14 protein-coding genes are annotated in these 18,401 nt (G+C 66.0%); 1 reads left to right on the top strand and 13 read right to left on the bottom strand.

What is annotated here, in order from left to right; genetic code table 11:
- The 13 genes from ACTJKQ_RS07500 to ACTJKQ_RS07440 all read right to left on the bottom strand — a co-directional run.
- Positions 1-3,587: DUF6531 domain-containing protein (locus ACTJKQ_RS07500; RefSeq protein WP_440596478.1), on the bottom strand; the 3,587-nt coding region annotated here is incomplete at its 3' end.
- Between the two features lie 143 nt (positions 3,588-3,730).
- Positions 3,731-4,162, bottom strand: coding sequence for a DcrB-related protein (locus ACTJKQ_RS07495; RefSeq protein ID WP_056057242.1), 432 nt, complete (start codon positions 4,160-4,162; stop codon positions 3,731-3,733).
- A 65-nt stretch (positions 4,163-4,227) separates the two neighbouring features.
- On the bottom strand, positions 4,228-6,777 hold the full coding sequence (gene tssI, locus ACTJKQ_RS07490) for a type VI secretion system tip protein TssI/VgrG (RefSeq protein ID WP_440596477.1): 2,550 nt from the start codon (positions 6,775-6,777) through the stop codon (positions 4,228-4,230).
- A 328-nt stretch (positions 6,778-7,105) separates the two neighbouring features.
- Complete coding sequence (locus ACTJKQ_RS07485; RefSeq protein WP_056057237.1) at positions 7,106-7,843, bottom strand: helix-turn-helix transcriptional regulator; 738 nt, start codon at positions 7,841-7,843, stop codon at positions 7,106-7,108.
- Positions 7,844-7,902: 59 nt separating this feature from the next.
- Complete coding sequence (locus tag ACTJKQ_RS07480; RefSeq protein ID WP_056742202.1) at positions 7,903-8,547, bottom strand: glutathione S-transferase family protein; 645 nt, start codon at positions 8,545-8,547, stop codon at positions 7,903-7,905.
- Between the two features lie 22 nt (positions 8,548-8,569).
- Positions 8,570-9,061: a GyrI-like domain-containing protein gene (locus ACTJKQ_RS07475; RefSeq protein WP_440596476.1), complete on the bottom strand. Its 492-nt coding sequence runs from the start codon at positions 9,059-9,061 to the stop codon at positions 8,570-8,572.
- A 244-nt stretch (positions 9,062-9,305) separates the two neighbouring features.
- Positions 9,306-10,259, bottom strand: coding sequence for a ProQ/FINO family protein (locus ACTJKQ_RS07470; protein WP_440596475.1), 954 nt, complete (start codon positions 10,257-10,259; stop codon positions 9,306-9,308).
- Between the two features lie 129 nt (positions 10,260-10,388).
- A complete protein-coding gene (gene glcF, locus ACTJKQ_RS07465) occupies positions 10,389-11,642 on the bottom strand; it encodes a glycolate oxidase subunit GlcF (protein WP_121941681.1) in 1,254 nt (417 codons plus the stop codon).
- A 41-nt stretch (positions 11,643-11,683) separates the two neighbouring features.
- Positions 11,684-12,493 (bottom strand): YoaK family protein, encoded by an 810-nt coding sequence (locus tag ACTJKQ_RS07460; protein ID WP_056742209.1) that lies wholly within the window; start codon positions 12,491-12,493, stop codon positions 11,684-11,686.
- 43 nt (positions 12,494-12,536) lie between these two features.
- Positions 12,537-13,664 (bottom strand): glycolate oxidase subunit GlcE, encoded by a 1,128-nt coding sequence (gene glcE, locus ACTJKQ_RS07455; protein ID WP_440596474.1) that lies wholly within the window; start codon positions 13,662-13,664, stop codon positions 12,537-12,539.
- Positions 13,665-13,921: 257 nt separating this feature from the next.
- Complete coding sequence (amt, locus tag ACTJKQ_RS07450) at positions 13,922-15,466, bottom strand: ammonium transporter (protein ID WP_395457567.1); 1,545 nt, start codon at positions 15,464-15,466, stop codon at positions 13,922-13,924.
- 36 nt (positions 15,467-15,502) lie between these two features.
- Entirely contained in the window at positions 15,503-15,841 is a 339-nt protein-coding gene (gene glnK, locus ACTJKQ_RS07445) for a P-II family nitrogen regulator (RefSeq protein WP_015012094.1), read from the bottom strand.
- A 43-nt stretch (positions 15,842-15,884) separates the two neighbouring features.
- Complete coding sequence (locus tag ACTJKQ_RS07440; RefSeq protein ID WP_056057222.1) at positions 15,885-16,595, bottom strand: TorF family putative porin; 711 nt, start codon at positions 16,593-16,595, stop codon at positions 15,885-15,887.
- Positions 16,596-16,809: 214 nt separating this feature from the next.
- Here ACTJKQ_RS07440 and ACTJKQ_RS07435 point away from each other — a divergent pair, with 214 nt between their 5' ends.
- A complete protein-coding gene (locus tag ACTJKQ_RS07435; protein ID WP_099731536.1) occupies positions 16,810-18,354 on the top strand; it encodes a YifB family Mg chelatase-like AAA ATPase in 1,545 nt (514 codons plus the stop codon).
- Positions 18,355-18,401: the final 47 nt, after the last annotated feature.

Here is an 18,401-nt window from a genome sequence, read left to right as displayed (position 1 = left end):
TGGTCGTAGCGGTAGTGCTGCTCCGTGTGGCTGCCTATGCGTTTTCTGATCAGCCGACCGAAGCCGTCGTAGTCGTAGCGCTTGTCCTGCAGCACCTTGACGCGGTTGTTTTGCACCCAGCCTCGGCCCTGGCTGCTGAGGCTGCCTTCCTCCAGCGCGCTGATGCGGTTGCCCGCCAGGTCGTAGTGGAAGCGTTCGTTGCGCTCAGGCTGGTTCGACAGCGTCTGCGTGATGCGCCCGCCCTGGTCGTAGCGGTGCAGGGTGTGCCCCTGCTGGCTGTGCTCCACGCTGGTGAGTTCTCCGTTCCTGTCGTAGCTGTAGCGTTTGAGCAGCACGTCTTCGGCGTTGTGCCGCTGCTCCAAGCGCTGGCTCCAGTCCGCGCTGTGGGGGCTCCACGGGCCATCGACACCTGGGTCGGTGCCGATGCCGCGCCCTACCCGCAGCATGGCTGGCCGCACCCAGGCCGCCGCTTTGCGACCAACCGGGTCGTAGGCAAAACGGCTGGCCAGGCGGCCTTGCGTGCGCAGCACCTCGCGGTGCAGGTCGTCGCGCTCGATGTCGGCCAGGACGGCACCGTCCAAATTGATCTGGTGCAGGTGGCCGCTGCCGTAGTACAGGTGGTTCAGCGCGCGTCCGTCCGGCAGCCTGGTGCCGATGCGGTTGCCCAATGCGTCGTATTGGTGGTGCAGCGCGCTGCTGCGCTGCTTACCTTGCACGGCGTGCCCTGCGGTTTCCTGCAGTACCTGGCCCAAAGCGTCGTATTGCCAGGTGTGCTGTGCAACGACTTCGCCCAGCGGCGTGCTGTGTTGCGCCGTCAACAAGTCGCCGGTGGGGCTGTATGCATAGTCGATCCGGGCTTGCAGCTCGGGCGGCGCCTGCGTTGCGGCTGCGCCCGCCTGCGCGGCCGCACCGGGTGTGTAGACGTTCTTCTGAACCAGCTGGCCCGCAGCATCGCGCACCAACTGGGTGTGGATGGGCTGCACCTCGGCGTGGCCCGGCACGGCGTCGCCCTGGCCCTGGGGCATGGGGTGTTCAGTCACGCCGACGACCTGGTGGGCTGCATCGTAGTGCAGCACTTGCCGGGTGCCGTCGATGCGGGTCTCGGCCACCAGGCGGTCCACCGCGTCGTAAGCGAACCGGTACGCCTGGCGGTTTTCATTGACCAGCGCCGACAAGCGCCGTGCCGCGTCATACCCCAGCTGGATGTTGCTGGTGAGTGCGCCAACCGCTTTGGAGCGCCCAGTCAGCTGGCCGCGCTGGTTGTAGCTGTAGCTGGTGGTATGGCCCAGCGCATCGGTGGCGATCACGCACTGGCCCGCCGCGTCGTAGCGGTACTGGTGCTGCGCGCCGTCCGGCAGGGTCAGCTGCAACAGCCGGCCCAGCGGGTCGCGCTCGAAAACGGTGGACTGGCCCAGGGCGTCGATTTCCTGGTGAAGGTGGCCCTGCGCGTCGTACGTGTAACGGGTGGTCTTGCCGCTGCAATCGGTGTAGGCGGTCAGCAGGCCCCTGGCATCCCAGCGCAGCTGCTTGCGCCCGCCGTGGGCATCGGTCACCAGAACGGGCAGGCCTCGGTCGTCGTTCGCGTAGCGGGTCACGTGGCCCAGAGGGTCGGTCTCCGCCACCAGATTGCCGTGGTCGTCGTACTGGTAGCGCCAGGTTCCGCCGCCAGGGTCTTCCGTCGCGACCAGCAGACTGGCCGGGCCGGGGCTCCAGCGCTGGCGGTGCGTGCGTCCGAGGGCGTCCGTTTCTGCGGTGAGGTTGCCAGCGTCGTCGTAGGTGTACGTGGTGGATCGCCCCAGCGGATCCGTATGGCCCAGCAGCTGTTTGGTGGTGCCCCACACCTGCGTGGTGGTGTGGCCCAGAGCGTCCGTGTGGCGGGTGATTTCGTGGTCGGTATTCCAGTGCCACTGCTGACAGCGGCCCAGGCCGTCGGTGACCTGGGTGCTGCCGCTGCCGTCGCCATGCAGGCCGTATTCAAAGGCATACGCTTCGCCGTCGTCCGTCCAGTGCCGCACCACGCGCGCATGGGGGCCAGGGCGATTGCCGATGCCTTGGGCAAACTCCTGCCATTCGTAGCTGCACAGCAAGCCACCGGGCAGCTGGTGGCTCGCCATGCGGCCATTTGCATAGGTAAACCTGCGCGTCGTCTGCCCTGCGCGGTCTCTCACTTCGGCCAGTTGGCCTGCGGCGTCGTAGCAGTAGTTCACCAGCGCCTGCGGAGCCTCGCCATCGGCGCCCACGCGCAGATGAATCTGCTGAAGCCGGGCAGTGCCCGGAACATACAGAAACTCCAGGAGCCGGCCTGCGCTGTCCGCCACATGGGTGAGCACACCGTGGTCACCGTAGCGCAGCGCGTGATAATTGCCGTTGCGGTCCTCGATGCGCTGCAGGTGCAATACGCCCACCGCCGCAGCATCACCCACGCTCCCGGCGGGCGCCTGGCCGAACCATTGGTACATGCCTTCGGCTGTGACGACGACGTAGTCACCGCCTTCACTGCACAGCACGCCGATCCCTTCAGCGACGCTGAACAGGCCTTGCCCCGGCGCCGGGCGGGTGAACTGTATGTCGCGCCCATCTGCGTCGTAGTAGGTGACGGCGGGCCGGCCCTGCGGATCGTGGTCCAGGTGCAGCTGCACCGTGTAAGGTGTGCTCCAGCCGCGGCCCAGCGGGCCGTCGCTGCGCTCGTCCAGGCTGTTGTAGATGCGCTGCCACGCCACGGGCAGCACGCCTGGCAGCACGAAATCCAGATCGCTCCCATCGGCCAGGAGCTTGGCGCCCGTGGCGATGTGCACAGGGTTGCCCAGGATGGCCGGCACGGTCATGGCCGCTGAGCCTGCGGCTTGCGCAGCCTTCAACATGCATTCCGCGTTTTTGACGAGCGCCTTCGGATCCTTGACCAGCTTCCAGAGACATTTGATGTTCTTCAGCAGATTTCGGGCCTCCGCAATGAATAGTGCCGCCCGCAGCAGTGAATTGACCTCGTCGTCGTAGTCACGCACCGTCTCAGGAGCCCCGCCAATAAAGACGTTGGGCGAGCCTGCATGAATGGTGGCCCCGCACACGACCTTGTCGCCCTTGCGGGCAGCCAGGGCTTCATTGATGACGGTCTGCTTGGGTCCGACCGCAGCGCCCTGCGCGATCAGGTTCACGGGCGTGATGGTGTGCTTGCCGCAAACCACTTCGTCCAGCGGTACCGCGTTGGTGGCCCGCGCAGCGGGAATGCTGTTGACGAACACATCGGGTGAGCCGGTCGTGATGGCCCCGGTCACATCCCAGGTTTCAGGGACCAGCCAATCGGCAATTTTTTCTCCGATAGCGCCCCCCGCCATGCTGACAGCGAGGGTGGCCAGCGCTCCGGTCAGCACGACGGCTCCCGCGAGGATCGGCGCCGCCAGCCCGCCCGTGACCACGGTGCCGACGGCTGCAACACCCGCTGTCACCCCGGCCGCGATGGTTCCAGCGCACAGCGCACCAAGCGCGGCAGCGCCTGCGGCTATGCCAACCACCTTGGCCAGCAGGCGTGCGTTGGCATTGCTGTGGGCAATGGGGTCGCCCAGTCGGGCCGCGGGTGGAAACTGACTCATGGGCGAAGGGGGTCGTGGAACGAGGGGTGAGGCGGCTGCCGGGTTGCGCTACGGGGAACTGCGGCGCCAACGAGTGCCGAGGTCCGTCGATGCGCGTCGGAGCGACTGCCGGGACGCGGGCTCGCAACCCGGCGCTGCCTGGTTCAGTGGCGCGGCTGGAAGCTTGCGCAGATGGCCAGCCAGGCATTCTTCTGCGCGTCGGTGATGGGCGCGGCAGACGCCGCCGTGAGCACCAGCACGCTGGCGGCGTCGGGCAGCAGCCACGTGCGTTGCCGCTGGTGAATGACCTGGCCGTTCTGCGTGAACTGCTGGGCAAGTTCCACGGCAATGGTGTCGTCCCTGTCGGGAGCCTTCTGCGCGTGTTTTTCCTGGATGGAAAACTTGCTGACCTGCAGTGTCACCGCCTTGATCTGGCGGTCGACGAAGGCCTCGAAGGATTCGCCAGGCTCAAGCCTGTCCCGGGTGATGATCAGGCTCAGATCGAGGCCACTGTGGCCCGTCAGCAGCATGTTCATGCTGTTGTCCCGAAGGCCGTCGGGCAGCGTGAAGCTGCCTTCGTTGAGGTGGAATTGCATGCGAAGGTTCTTTGGTGGAGATGGCTGTCGTGCTGGCGAAAAGGTACGCTGCGTAGGGGGGTGATTCAGCAGTTGAGCTGGATGGGCGCCCCGTGAACGTCCAGCAACTCGCTCAGTTTGATCAGACCGTTCTTGCCCTTGATGACGACTTCGCCTTTGTCGGTGAGCTTGAGCGAAGCGACGCCCTCTCCCTCACCGATGGTCAGCGTAATGCTCTCGCCCGCCTGCAACCTGATGTGCTTGGCCGCCTTCACCAGCACGGAATCCTTCGTGGCCTGGATGTTCACGTTCTGGTCACCGACGACGGTGGCGGTGTCCTGCTTGGAAGCCAGGGTGATGTTCTGCTGGGCGGTGAGGTTCATGTTGCCCGTCTGGGCTTCCGAAGCGATGTCGCCCTTGGACACGGTGTTGCGCTGACCACCTTCGGACACGTGGGTCAGCATGCCGCTCTTGGCCAGTTGGGTGAGCTGCGCGCCGCTGGACAGCGTGATGTGCTGCTTGGCATGCATGGAGGCGCTCTGCCCCGAACTGATCACGATGGGCTTGGGGCTGATCATCGAATGCCCTTCGGGGCTCACGATGGAAACCACCGGCTTGCTGATGTCCTTGGACAGCTCTCGCAGCGCCTGCGACTGTGGCATCGCCGGGTCGGTATTCGTGGGCATGAGCGTTTCCGCCCCTGCACCACCCCCTCCTCCGTCGCCGGCGAGCGCAGCAATGGCAGCTGCCGCTTTCGACAAGGTGGCCATGGCAGCCTTGCCGCCGGTCATCGCGGCGATTCCCGAACTCAGCTCCATCATGTGCGATGTCTTGAGGCCATTGATGGACTCGATGGCACCGTTCATGGCCGTGACGGCCTCGCCTGCTTCCTCCATCAGCGAAGCCGTGTTGGCCAGGCCTTCACCCAGGCCGTCGAAGCCGTCCGGGTTGTCGTGCGCCAGCTTCTGCTTGAAATCCTGCGTATACGTCGTGATCAGCAGCCCCTTGTCCGCCCGGATGGCACCCCACTCATTGGTGCGCAGCTCAAAGCCATAGCTGCGCTTGGCCTCGGTGCTCTGGTTCATCAGGTAACCCATGTGCAGGTGCGTATTGCCATGGTCGGTGGAGAGCTCGATGTGCTCGATGCCCTTTTGGTCCTCAAACCGCAGCATGTGCTTGCCGCCGCCGCCTTTGCTCCAGTTCGTCTGGAAGCCGGACTGCGTCTTGTGCTTGGGCAGCTCCCACGGTGGCATCTGGTCTGCGTTGTAGACGCGGCCAGTGATGATGGGATAGTCGGGGTCGCCGTTGAGGAAGTCCACGATGACTTCCTGGCCGATGCGCGGCGTGAAGATACCGCCGTACTTCATGCCCGCCCACGGGTGCGACACTCGGATCCAACAGCTGGAGTTCTCGTCCATGGAGCCAATGCGGTCCCAGTGGAACTGCACCTTCACACGTCCGTATTTGTCGGTCCAGATTTCCTCACCAGGCGGGCCCACCACCACAGCCGTCTGGGGGCCCTGGCTACGGGGCTTGGGCGTGACCCGGGGTGGGGTGAACGGCAAACTGGTGGGTTGCGCCTTCAGCACAAACCGTTGAATGGACCCCACCTCATCCTTGGTGGTTTTAGGCGTGGGCTTGGCTACGCTGCTGACCTCAGGGTTCTCCTGAAAATGGTATTGCACCGAGGTGATGAGGTACTGCTGGTTCTGGTCTTCGCGCGGGTAGTTTTCCAGGTTGAAGGTGTAGCCGGGGGTGAGCGCGCGGCAGCTGGATTTACCTTGTACGACGCTTTGGCGAGTCAGGTTCTCCTGGAGGCGCACCTTCACATACGCCTCGCCATCTCCATATTCGGTATAGCCACCGGGCCACTCGTAGATCTCGTGGCTGTCATGCGCGTGACCCGGGGGATCTTTGCGCATGTTCGACAAATCTGCCTTGGGCTTCTTGAAGTCGTAGTCGTCGTTGTAATGCCGACCCGGTTTGATTTCCTCCGCCAACTCCCACGCATAGATGCTTTCGCGATCAGCGATGGCAGCTTTTTCAGGGGGATAAAAGGGGATTGAGGCTGCGTCTGGCAAAGGGCTGTGCGACGCCACAATGTCGTCCGCCAGCGTGAGCGTGTGTTGTCCTGCTGAATGCTGGTGGTAATAATAAATACCCTCATGCTCCATGAGGCGAGAAACAAACTGGCAATCAGTTTCGTTGTATTGAACGCAATAATCCCAGGCACGATAACTACGCGTCAGCTTTTTATCGAGGGGATAACCATATTTACCCAGAACTTCTTCAATGATTTCTGGAACAGTTTTGTTCTGAAATATCTTGAAATCGCTTTTACGGGTTGCCAGCCAGAGCCAGGGGCTGAGCCGCGCCCGGTAGGAGTACATGCGGTGGTCTTGCCCCTGCATGCCAAACCGGGTGACGATGCCGTCGATATGGCGGGTGCCACCGCCCTCCGTTTCTACAACGATGGTGGCGTTTTTGCCTAACAACGCCTTGGGATCCACACTTTTGCTCTCACTCAGCAAGTCCACGTCCAGGGTGAAGAGTTGGCTGATCTCTTCGATACCCTGGAGTTGCCTGAATTTGAGCTGGTCGCCCAGAGGCGTTTGAATGGTGACGCGACGTTTCATGTGCTGCAGACTGTCCGGCCGATGAGTGCAAAGTGCGGCGGATGATAGCTGCAGGCAGGTATTTTCTTTTGACAGAAGGCGCCGTTAATACGGCGAAATTAACGCAAAAAGTAACTTCGGTTACCAATCAGGAATCTTCAAGACATCTTGCAACAGAAAGAAAATCGGCAAAGGCACCTGTGGTAATGAACAACTCCTGTCCAACTCTTTTTGAAACAAGGCTCATGTCATTTGCAGCAGGCCGCCCATCAGGATCATCGCGAGGCGCTTTGCCACGACATTTCTGCCAAGGCTGAGCTCGGCATCGAAAACGATTGGAGGCACGGCATCAGGCCATTGCCGACGGCGCCGCTTGAGGATCACCCCCCTCCACCGCTCTCCCCTCCATCTCCCCCTCCACCTTGCGCAGCAAGTCCGCCAGGGTCTTGCCGGGCTCCTGCCGGAACTGCTCGTCCAGCACGGTGATGGAAGAAATGCGGTCGATGCGAAAACCCCGAAAGTCATTGCGCAGCTCGCACCAGGCCGACAGTGTCCAGACCTTGCCCCAGTAAAAGCAGCCCAGCGGGCGCAGGCGGCGCAGGCTGGGGCGGCCGTTGACGTCGGCGTAGTCCACCTGCACCACGTGGCGGCTGTGCACTGCCTCGCGCAGGGCTTGCAGGGTGGCCTGGGCGCGCGGGTCCAGGCCGACGGGCGGGGCATACAGGGCCTGGGCCTCGGCCGCGACGCGCGCGGCGGGGGGCAGCACGGACAGGATCTTGCCCAGGGCGCCTTCCACCTCTCGGGCCAGCCCGGCATCCAGCCAGGTTTGGGCCAGACGGGCGGCAGCTACCAGCGCATTGGCTTCACCCTGGCTGAACATCAGCGGCGGCAGATCGAAGCCCGCGCCCAGGCGGTAGCCCACACCGGCTTCGCCCTCAATGGGCACGCCCTGGTGCTGGAGGTCCGCCACGTCGCGGTAGATGGTGCGGGCCGAGACTTCAAGCCGCTCGGCCAGGAAGGCGGCGGTGGACAGGCGCCGCCCCCGGATGAGCTGGACGATCTGGAACAGGCGGTCAGCGCGGCGCATGAACGTGCCCCCCGGGGCGAGCTGCAGCCGACCAGATGGGCAGTGTCAGGACGCAGAACTCAGCCATGGCCTTTGCTCTGCTGCGCCAGCGCGTCGTCGATCTGGGAGGCGCGCACAAACGCGGGGCGCTGCCTGAACGGTTGCACAAACTGCTCGAACGCGGGGCGGCGTTCGATGGTGCCGAACTGCATGCCCCAGATCAGGTGCGCGCCCACATACAGGTCGACGGCCGTGAAGTGGTCGCCGCACAGATGCGGGCCCTGGCTCACGGCTTGCTCCAGGGTGTTCATCACATCGGCGTAGCTGCCGTAGCCCACCATGGCCGCCCGTTCGGCGGGTGCCAGCAGGTTCAGCGCCTTGGCGGTGGCGGCGCTCTCCAGCGGGCCGGCGCAAAAGAACAGCCAGCGGTAGTACGCAGCGCGGGCAGGTGTCCCCACAGGGGGGGCTAACGATTTGTCGGGGAACAGGTCGGCCAGATAGGCGCAGATGGCCGCCACCTCGGTGACCACCACCTGCCCATGCCGCAGTGCAGGCACCTTGCCCATGGGGTTGATGGCCAAGTAGTCGGGAGCCTTCATGGTGGTGCCGTATTCAAGCAGCACGGTGTCGTAGGGCACACCACACTCTTCCAGCATCCAGCGCGCGGTACGGCCTCGGGACATGGGGTGGGTGTAGAACGTCAGGGCGGCAGAAGATGTGTTCATGGAGGCTCCTGGTTCGTTCAGGTCATGCGCGGGGCGCACTGGGGGCGATGCCGATATGGATGGCCACGCGGTCCGGGCCTTCATACAGCTCGAAATCGGTGCCAAAGCGCCGTGGCACTTGCGGGTGGGCCGCAAAGTAGCGCCAGACCTCGCCCCAGGCATCGATCACCATCTGCGGCATTGTGCCGTGGCCTTGGAACACCAGATAGTCGCCCGCCTGCACCGCGATCTGCACAGCCCCTGGCACCGAGGTGACGGGCGGTGGCACGGCCACGCCAGCAGTGACATCAAAGGCGCCGTGTTCGTCGGATTCGTAGTCGCTGTAGACGCCGAAGATGCGGCCATCCTCACCACGGCCGGGCAGGTTGCGCTCCCAGCTCTGGCAGAAAAAGCGGTCCCAGAGACCTCCAATGCGGGCGGTGGCGGGGTCCATCTCGTCGCGGTTGCGGGTGCGTACCGTCAGTCCAGTGACATGAAACGCGGCAACCGGGGTCATGGTGGGGGTTGTTGTCATGGTCAAGCTCCTCTCTGTGTCGGGCCCGGCATGGTGCAGCCCGGCTGCTGACAACATGGTGTCAGTAGCCTGTCTGCAGCATTGCAACAAGCCGTGCCACGCGCCGACGCAGACGGAGCCACTCCGCAGGGTCCTCTCTCGGCCGACGAGAAGATGACGGAAGCCGCTGCCAGCACGCCATGACCAGCGAGGGCAGAGGGAGCGTTGTGCCGCCCCCCGCTCAGCTCAGCTCAGCACGGGCCGGTCAGGCTGCGGCGGCGGAGTCGCCAGACTCTACGGCGGGAGCAGCAGATACCGCAGCCGCTGCAGCAGCCGCCCGCCGGCGGGCGCGCTCCAGCTGCTGCCCCACCGTGCGGGGCACCATGCCGTACATATCGGCAAAGGCGTCCAGGGTCTGGCCGCTGGCCTCAAAGGCGCGCAGCAAGGCTTCATCCTTGGCGTTGCGGGCCGACCATTCGGCAAAGGCTTCTTCGAGGATGGCGTTGGCGGCTTCGTCGCGGCTCAACACCAGTTGGGTATATGCCTCGCGGGTGAGGCCCGAGGCCTCGAACGCGGCCATCATGCGGTTGCGCAACTTGGGCAGCAGGTCTTCGGTGGCGCGCGCCTTCTTGCGGCGGTAGACCTCCAGCAGCGCATGGTGCACATGCTCGGGGGCCATGTCTTCCACAGGCTGGCCCTGCAGGTCGTGGCGCTTATCGCCTGCCGCCACGCTTTGCAGATAGCGCGTGGAGCGGGTGTGCAGGCCCAGCGCCACCTTGAGCGCCTCGCGCTCGAACAGCTCGGGGTGGGCCGCCAGGATGTCCTGGAAGATGCCGCGCTTGAGCGGACGGAACACGGCGCCAAACAGGTGGGGGTAGAGCCCTGCCAGCTGCTCCAGCGCGGGGTGCACGCGCTGCGGCGCGCGCGTGCCTGCGCCCGGGCCACCTGCGGGCGCTGCAGCGTCCGCCGCACCGTCGGCGCTCGCACGGCCCTGCGGCGCCTGGCGCCCTTCGGGTTTGCGGCGGTTGCGGCCGCCCCGGCGCGAGCCGTCCTGGCGCCGCTGGGGAGCGCCGGCTTCAGCCAACGCAGCAGGCTCAGAGGCCGCCACGGCGACCGCAGCAGCCTCGGTCGGCACAGGCGCTGCCTGGGGAGCGGCAGGCGCTACAGGCGCGACGGGTGCGGTTTGGGGTTGTTCTTGTGCGGACACGGAGTCGGTCATGGCGGTGCAGTTCGGGGGCAAATGAGAGGCGACAAAACCCTCGATCATGCCAGCCTCGGGGCTACAGGCACCAAATGGGCCAGATTCCGGCGCACGCCGTGAGGGCCCCGCGTCTCGCCCAACGAGCCGTCAACCCGTGCGCAGGGCCTCGTCCAGCACCTCCACCCAGTGCCGCACAGGCGTCCCCGTGCCGCTTTGCAGATGGGTGATGCAGCCGATGTTGGCCGACAGGATCATGTCGGGCGGCTGGTTGCCGAAGGCCTCGCCCAGCACACCGAGCTTGCGGTCGCGCAGCTGGTAGGACAGGTCGGGGTTGAGCACCGAATAGGTGCCCGCCGAGCCACAGCACAGGTGGGCATCGTTGCGCGCGGTGCGCAGCTTGAAGCCCAGCTGGTTCAGGTGCGCCTCCACCCCGCCGCGCAGCTTCTGGCCGTGCTGGAGCGTGCAAGGAGGGTGGTAGGCGTACAGGGTGTCCGGCTGGTTGACCCTGCCCTGCAGCTTGGTGGCCAGCTCGGGCAGCAGGGCGGGCAGCAGCTCCGACAGGTCGCGCGTGAGGCTGCTGATGCGTTCGGCCTTGGTCGCGTACTGTGGGTCGTCCTTCAGGATGTGACCGTATTCCTTGACGGTGACGCCGCAGCCCGAGGCGTTCATGACGATGGCCTCGACCCCACCTGCGGCCACCAGCGGCCACCAGGCGTCGATGTTGGCGCGCATCTCTGCCATGCCGCCAGCCTGGTCGTTGAGGTGGAATTTGACGGCGCCGCAGCAGCCCGCCTTGGATGCGATCACGGTCTGGATGCCTACCGCGTCGAGCACGCGGGCGGTGGCCGTGTTGATGTTCGGCATCATGGCCGGTTGCACGCAGCCCGCCAGCATGAGCACCTTGCGCGCATGTTCACGCGTGGGCCAGGCGCCGGCGTCCTGCGGTGCGGGCACCTTGGCCTTCAGCGCCTCGGGCAGCAGGCCGCGCACCATTTGCCCTGCCTTCATGGCAGGGGCGAACAGCGGCGAAGGCAGGCCCTCCTTCAGCGCCCAACGCAGGGCTTTTTCGCCCACGGGGCGGGGCACTTTTTCATCGACGATCTTGCGACCGATGTCCACCAGGTGGCCGTATTGCACGCCGCTCGGGCAGGTGCTTTCGCAGTTGCGGCAGGTGAGGCACCGGTCCAGGTGCATCTGGGTCTTGCGCGTGGGCTCGGCGCCTTCGAGCACCTGCTTGATGAGGTAGATGCGGCCGCGCGGGCCGTCCAGCTCGTCACCCAGCAGCTGGTAGGTGGGGCAGGTGGCGGTGCAGAAGCCGCAGTGCACACATTTGCGCAGGATGGATTCGGCCTCCAGGCCATCGGCGCGGGCGCGGTATTCAGGGGAGAGCTGGGTCTGCATCGGGCATGCCTGGGCGAAGGAACAAAAAAGAGGGGGCCGGTTCAGCGCGCTGTCGGCGGGTCCAGCGGCGGATCGTGCGGCGCCTGCAGCGCCAGCGCCTTGCGCCAGGGCTGGCGCAGCCGGGCACGATCCGCCCACAGCGGGGGCAGCGACAGGGCCAGCAGCACCAGCGCCAGCGGCACCACAAACACAAAGCCCACGTGCTTGAAGCCCGCAGCCCCCGCAATGCCGCCCACCAGAAACATGCCCACCAGCCCGGCAAACAGCCGCAGCCGGGCCTGGTTGGCACGCACCTGCGATTCGGGCGCGGTGCCTGTGCGGTTCCAGTAGAGCATCTTGCCCATCTCGATGCCCAGGTCGGTCACCACGCCCGTCATGTGGGTGGTGCGGATCTGGGACGAGGACATCTTGGTCACCGTGGCGTTCTGCAGGCCCATGATGAAGGACAGCAGCAGCACCGTGAGTGGCACCGCAAAAGGCGTGGGCCAGCTGAGGGTGATGGCGCCCACCAGGCCAAACAGCAGCATGAGCACGGACTCCAGCAGCAGCGGCAGCGCGTAGGTGCTGCGCAGCCTGCGCTGGCGCGCCCAGTTGACCATGATGGCCGTGGTGCCCGCCCCCGACATGAAGGCCCAGAGCGCGCCCACGGCGCCCAGCACCAGCTTCATCTGCCCCAGCACCAGGTTGTCGGCCAGCGACGACAGGAAACCCGTCATGTGCGAGGTGTAGAGGTGCACCACCAGAAACCCCCCGGCATTCACCGCCCCGGCGTTGAACGCCAACAGCAGGCCCAGCACCTGGTTGCTCGCAACCGTGCGGTGGTGTCCGGTGAGGTGAAAAAGGCGTCGCATGGCCAGGGTGGCGGTGGTGGCTGTGAGCGGGGGGTTGGCCTGCCTACCAGGCCCGCGCCATGCGGCCGGGGTTGAAGATGCCGGCAGGGTCAAAGCTGTGCTTGAGGCGGGCGTGGATTTGCTCCAGCGCCTTGGATTGCAAGTCAAAAGCACCGCTGGCGCCGGATTTATTTGCCTCGACAGCTACAAAAAGAGAAGCACTCCCACCCGCCGCCCGGGCGGCTTCGCGCAGCGCGTCTCCGGCGGACTCGGGGGCCTGCACCCAGCGCAACGCCCCATGCCATTCCACCAGGGGCTGCACGCCGCCGGGCAAGGCCAGCACCGGCGCGGTGGCGGGCACCGACAGGCGCCACAGGGCGTGGTCGGGGCGCGTGACCCGGTCGGCGAACCACGGCAGGGTCTGCTCGCGGCAGGCGGTCCAGTCAGCGGCCACGGTGGCGTTGTCCATGCGCGTGCCACCCATGGTCTTGCACGCGGCCTCCACCGCCGCCACGGCGCCGCGCAGGCGCACATACAGGGTGCCTGCGCCTTCGTCCTGCACCCAGCAACTGGCGTTAAGGGGTAGCGGCTGGCCGCCCCAGGCGTGCAGCTTGCGCAACGCATCGGCCTGGTTGATGCCCTCGAACCGGAGCGTGGCCTCGCCGGGGGCCACGGGCAGCACCTTGAGGCTTACTTCGGTCAGCAGCCCCAGCGTGCCCCAGGCACCGGCCATGAGGCGCGCCACGTCATAGCCCGCCACGTTCTTCATGACCTGGCCGCCAAAGGTCAGCAACTCGGCCTTGCCGTTGAGCAGGGTCACGCCCAACAGATAGTCACGCACCGCCCCCACGCTGGCGCGCGCCGGGCCCGACAGGCCGGCCGCCACCATGCCGCCCACGGTGGCAGCACCCGAAAGGGGCTTGGCGAAATGCGGGGGTTCAAAAGGCAGGCACTGGCCCTGCTCGGCCAGCGCGGCCTCCAGCTCGGCCAGCGGGGTGCCGGCCCGCACGGTGACGACCAGCTCGCTGGGCTCGTAGCTCACGATGCCACGCAGCACCCGGGTGTCCAGCACCTCGCCGTGCAGCGCCAGGCCATGGAAGTCCTTGGTGCCCCCGCCACGGATGCGCAACGGGGTCTGGTCGGCGGCGGCAGCGCGCACGCGCTCAGTGATCGGGGCGAGGGAAAAGTCCATCCGTGCATCGTAGCGGCAGCGGTCCGCCGCACGGCATGCAGGGGGCGTGAATTTTTTGAACAGCGGACGTGCAAAGGACTGGCGGATGCCATGGGGCCTTTGGCCCCCTGGCGCGCCAGTCCCACACGCGTCACCCACCGGTACGAAAAAAGCCCGCCGGTGGTCGGCGGGCTGAAGTAACCAGAGGAGTAACTCGCTTGTTCTTATTGCGACGCCACGGTGCCACCAGACACCGCGGCGCGTAGGGCGCAGAGCGATCAGCGGTTGTACGCCGTCTCGCCGTGCGAGGTGATGTCCAGACCTTCGCGTTCGTCTTCTTCCGAGACACGCAGGCCCACCGTCAGGTCAACCACCTTGTAGGCCACGAAGGACACCACACCCGACCACACGATGGTCAGCAGCACGGCCTTGGCCTGTGTCCACACCTGGGCAGCGATGGAGTAGTCGGCAGAGGTCACCATGGTGGCGGTCACCCAGTCGGCCACGTAGCCAGGGCCACCCAGACCAGGGGCGTTGAAAACGCCGGTCAGCAGGGCACCCACGATACCGCCGATGCCGTGCACGCCGAACACGTCGAGCGAGTCGTCCGCACCCAGCAGCTTCTTGAGGCCGTTGACACCCCACAGGCAAGCAAAACCACCCACCAGACCGATGACCAGCGCACCGCCGATACCGACGTTGCCTGCAGCCGGCGTGATGGCCACCAGGCCCGCCACGGCACCCGACGCCGCACCCAGCATCGAAGCCTTGCCGCGCATCAGCGCTTCACCCATGCACCATGCCAGCACGGCAGCAGCGGTAGCCACCAGCGTGTTGATGAAGGCCAGGGCTGCAAAACCGTTGGCTTCCAGGGCAGAGCCGGCGTTGAAACCGAACCAGCCCACCCACAGCAGCGAGGCACCGACCATGGTCAGCGTCAGGCTGTGAGGCGCCATGGCTTCCTTGCCGTAACCAATGCGCTTGCCCACCATGAACGCACCCACCAGGCCCGCCACAGCGGCGTTGATGTGTACCACGGTACCGCCAGCGAAGTCGAGAGCACCCCACTGCCAGATCTGGCCGGCCTTGCTGGTCATGGCGTCGGCCACTTCCTTGGAGGCGTAGGCATCAGGACCCATCCAGAACCACACCATGTGGGCGATCGGCAGGTAGCTGAACGTGAACCACAGGACCATGAACAGCATGACGGCGCTGAACTTGATGCGCTCTGCGAACGCACCGACGATCAGGGCGCAGGTGATGCCGGCGAACGTGGCCTGGAAGGCGGCAAACACCACTTCCGGAATCACGACACCCTTGCTGAACGTGGCCGCGTTGGCAAACGTGCCTGCGGCGTTGTCCCAGATGCCCTTCATGAACAGCCGGTCGAAACCACCGATGAAGGCACCGCCTTCGGTGAAGGCCAGGCTGTAGCCGTAGATGAACCACAGCACCACGATCAGCGAGAACGTGACCATCACCTGCATCAGCACGGACAGCATGTTCTTGCTGCGCACCAGGCCGCCGTAGAACAGCGCCAGGCCGGGCAGGACCATCAGGATCACGAGGATGGTGGAAGTCATCATCCACGCGGTGTCACCCTTGTTGGGGACAGGAGCAGGCGCTTCTGCGGCGGGCGCTGCAGGCGCAGCGGCGGCAGCAGCAGCCGGTGCAGCCGCTGCGGCAGGGGCAGGGGCTTCAGCCGCTGGTGCAGCCGCAGCGGGTGCCGAGGCCTCTGCCGTGGCGGGCGCCTGGGCGAGGACAGCCGATCCGCCGGATAGCAGACTCAGCCCCAGAATGAAGGAAGCAAGCAGTTTTTTCATGGCGTTTCTCTTCTTGGATGGGATGCGGCCTCGCCCTTACAGGGCTTCCTTGCCGGTTTCGCCAGTGCGGATGCGCACCACCTGCTCCAGGTGGGTCACGAAAATCTTGCCGTCACCGATCTTGCCGGTGCGCGCTGCGGTCTCGATGGACTCGATCACGCGGTCCACCAGGTCGTCGGCCACAGCGGCCTCGATCTTGACCTTGGGGAGAAAGTCCACCACGTACTCTGCACCGCGGTACAGCTCGGTGTGGCCCTTCTGGCGGCCAAAGCCCTTGACTTCGGTCACCGTGATGCCTTGCACGCCGATGTCGGAGAGCGCTTCGCGCACTTCGTCGAGCTTGAAGGGCTTGATGATGGCTGTCACCATTTTCATTTTCAGTTCCTCCGGAATGGGCGCCACCGGCGCCCATTGAGACTTACAGGGTTTTGGTGAGCGTGACGATCACGCGCGACTTGTTGACCGGGCCGTAGAAGGCCTTCTTGGTGGCGCCAACCACGGCAGCGCCGAGGGACACGCCGCCACCGAAGTCGTACGAACCGCCCAGGCTGTAGTCCATGAAGTTGGGGGCCGTGATGTCACCACCAAAGCGAGTGAAGCCGACCGACGCCTTCAGCGTGGTGCTGGGGGCCACTTCCTGGGCAAACGCCAGGTTCAGGTAGCCGGTGTTGCGGCCCTTCATGCCAGGACCTGCGTAGGCAAAGTAGTCCTTGGACAGGGTGTGCGAATACTTGGCCGTCACGGGGCCGAAGGTGGCAGCGCCATAGACTTCGGTGGTGTTGCCCGCGCTGTTGCCGGGGTAGATGTAGGTCAGCAGGCCCACGTCCAGGTCCACGTCACCGGCCTTGAACTTGTAGCCGCCGTAGATGTCGGATTCGAGCGAGTTGCCGGACAGCCAGTTGACGCTGGAGTTCCAGTTGCCCACGTAGAAGCCGGTTTCGCCGAAGGTGTAGTCAAAGCCGCCTTGCAGTGCGGGCTTGACGGCCTTGACCTTGGACGTGTCCTGGTCCTGGCCACGGAACTTGTAGTTCGTGGTCAGGCTGACGTTGGCAGTGAGCTGGGCGCTGGCCAGCATGGGAAGGGTTGCAACAAGGGCAACGCCCAGGGTCTTGATGATGGCGCGGGTCATGTTTCCTCCGGTTGGACAAAGTAGGGACAAGCGCTTTAAGCACGGACCGTGCCACACCAAGGTGCACGGCGCGCTGCACGGTTGCGTTGCGTTACAACAATCCCCAGTACAGTGGCGGTGACCGCGTCCGGCATGTTGCACCCAACTGGTGCAGACACCCAACGGGTCGCGCTAAAAAACCACAAAACGCACCCATCTGGGGAGAAATCGCTTCATGAGTCTTGCTTTGGTGCAAAGCCGCGCCCTTCTGGGGCTGCAGGCGCCTGCAGTCACCGTCGAAGTGCATCTGGCCAACGGTTTGCCCAGCTTCACGCTGGTCGGGCTGGCCGAGGTGGAGGTGAAAGAAGCCCGCGAACGCGTGCGCTCCGCGCTGCAGAACGCGGGGCTGGAGTTCCCGTCGAACAAGCGCATCACCGTCAACCTTGCCCCCGCCGACCTGCCCAAGGATTCGGGCCGCTTCGATCTGCCGATTGCGCTGGGCATCCTCGCCGCCAGCGGTCAGGTGGACGCCAGCCGCCTGGCAGGCTACGAGTTTGCGGGCGAGCTGTCGCTGTCCGGCGAGCTGCGCCCCGTGCGCGGCGCGCTGGCCACCAGCCTGGCCCTGCAGACCCAGCAGATTGACGCCCAGCTGGTGCTGCCGCCCGGCAGTGCCGAAGAGGCCGCCCTGGTGCCCGCCGCGCGCGTGGTGCGTGCGCGCCACCTGCTGGATGTGGTGCGGGCGTTCCTGCCACCGGGCAGCACGGCCGGTGGCGATGCCGACGTGGCCAACGACGGCTGGACCCGCCTGCAGGCCACCGCGCTCACCGCCAGCACCACCGGGCCCGACATGGCCGACGTGAAGGGCCAGGCGGGCGCCAAGCGCGCGCTGGAGATTGCAGCGGCTGGCGGCCACAGCCTGCTGATGGCCGGGCCACCTGGCTCGGGCAAGTCGATGCTGGCGCAGCGTTTTGCCGGGCTGCTGCCCGCGATGACGGTGGACGAAGCGCTGGAGAGCGCCGCCATTGCCAGCCTGGCGGGGCGCTTTCGGCCCGAGGCTTTTGGCGTGCGCCCCACCGGCCAGCCCCACCACACGGCCAGCGCGGTGGCGCTGGTGGGCGGTGGCTCGCCACCCCGGCCGGGCGAGATCTCGCTGGCCCACCAGGGCGTGCTCTTCCTTGATGAACTCCCGGAATTCCCGCGCGCCGCATTGGAGGCTCTGCGCGAGCCGCTAGAGACCGGCCACATCACCATCGCCCGGGCAGCGCAACGCGCGGAGTTTCCGGCCCGGTTCCAGATGATCGCGGCGATGAATCCGTGCCCCTGCGGCTTTCTGGGCTCCACGCAGCGCGCCTGCCGCTGCACGCCCGACCAGGTGCACCGCTACCAGGCCAAGCTCAGCGGCCCGCTGCTGGACCGCATCGACCTGCATGTGGAGGTGCCCGCCCTGCCCGCCGAGCAGCTGGTGCAGGCGGCTGCGGGCGAGTCCACCGCCAGCATCCGCGCCCGGGTGGAGCAGGCCCGCGCCAAGGCGCTGGCGCGCCAGGGCAGCACCAACCAGGCGCTGCAGGGGCAGGCCATCGACGCCCACCTGCACCTGGACGATGCGGCCGCCAAGTTCCTCAACACCGCTGCCGCGCGCCTGGGCTGGTCGGCACGCAGCACGCACAGGGCGCTGAAGGTGGCGCGCACCATCGCCGACCTGGCGGGCGCGCCCACCACCGAGGTCAGCCATGTCGCCGAGGCCGTGCAATACCGCCGCGTACTGCGCAGCCCGGTGTGAGTAGCGCTGGCGGCCCTTGAGGCACATCAGCACCTTGACGGAGACAG

It is taken from the genome of Acidovorax sp. 22279, assembly GCF_052045435.1.
GTDB classification, from domain to species: Bacteria; Pseudomonadota; Gammaproteobacteria; order Burkholderiales; family Burkholderiaceae_C; genus Acidovorax; species Acidovorax delafieldii.
This window is presented reverse-complemented; position numbering and strand designations above follow the sequence as displayed.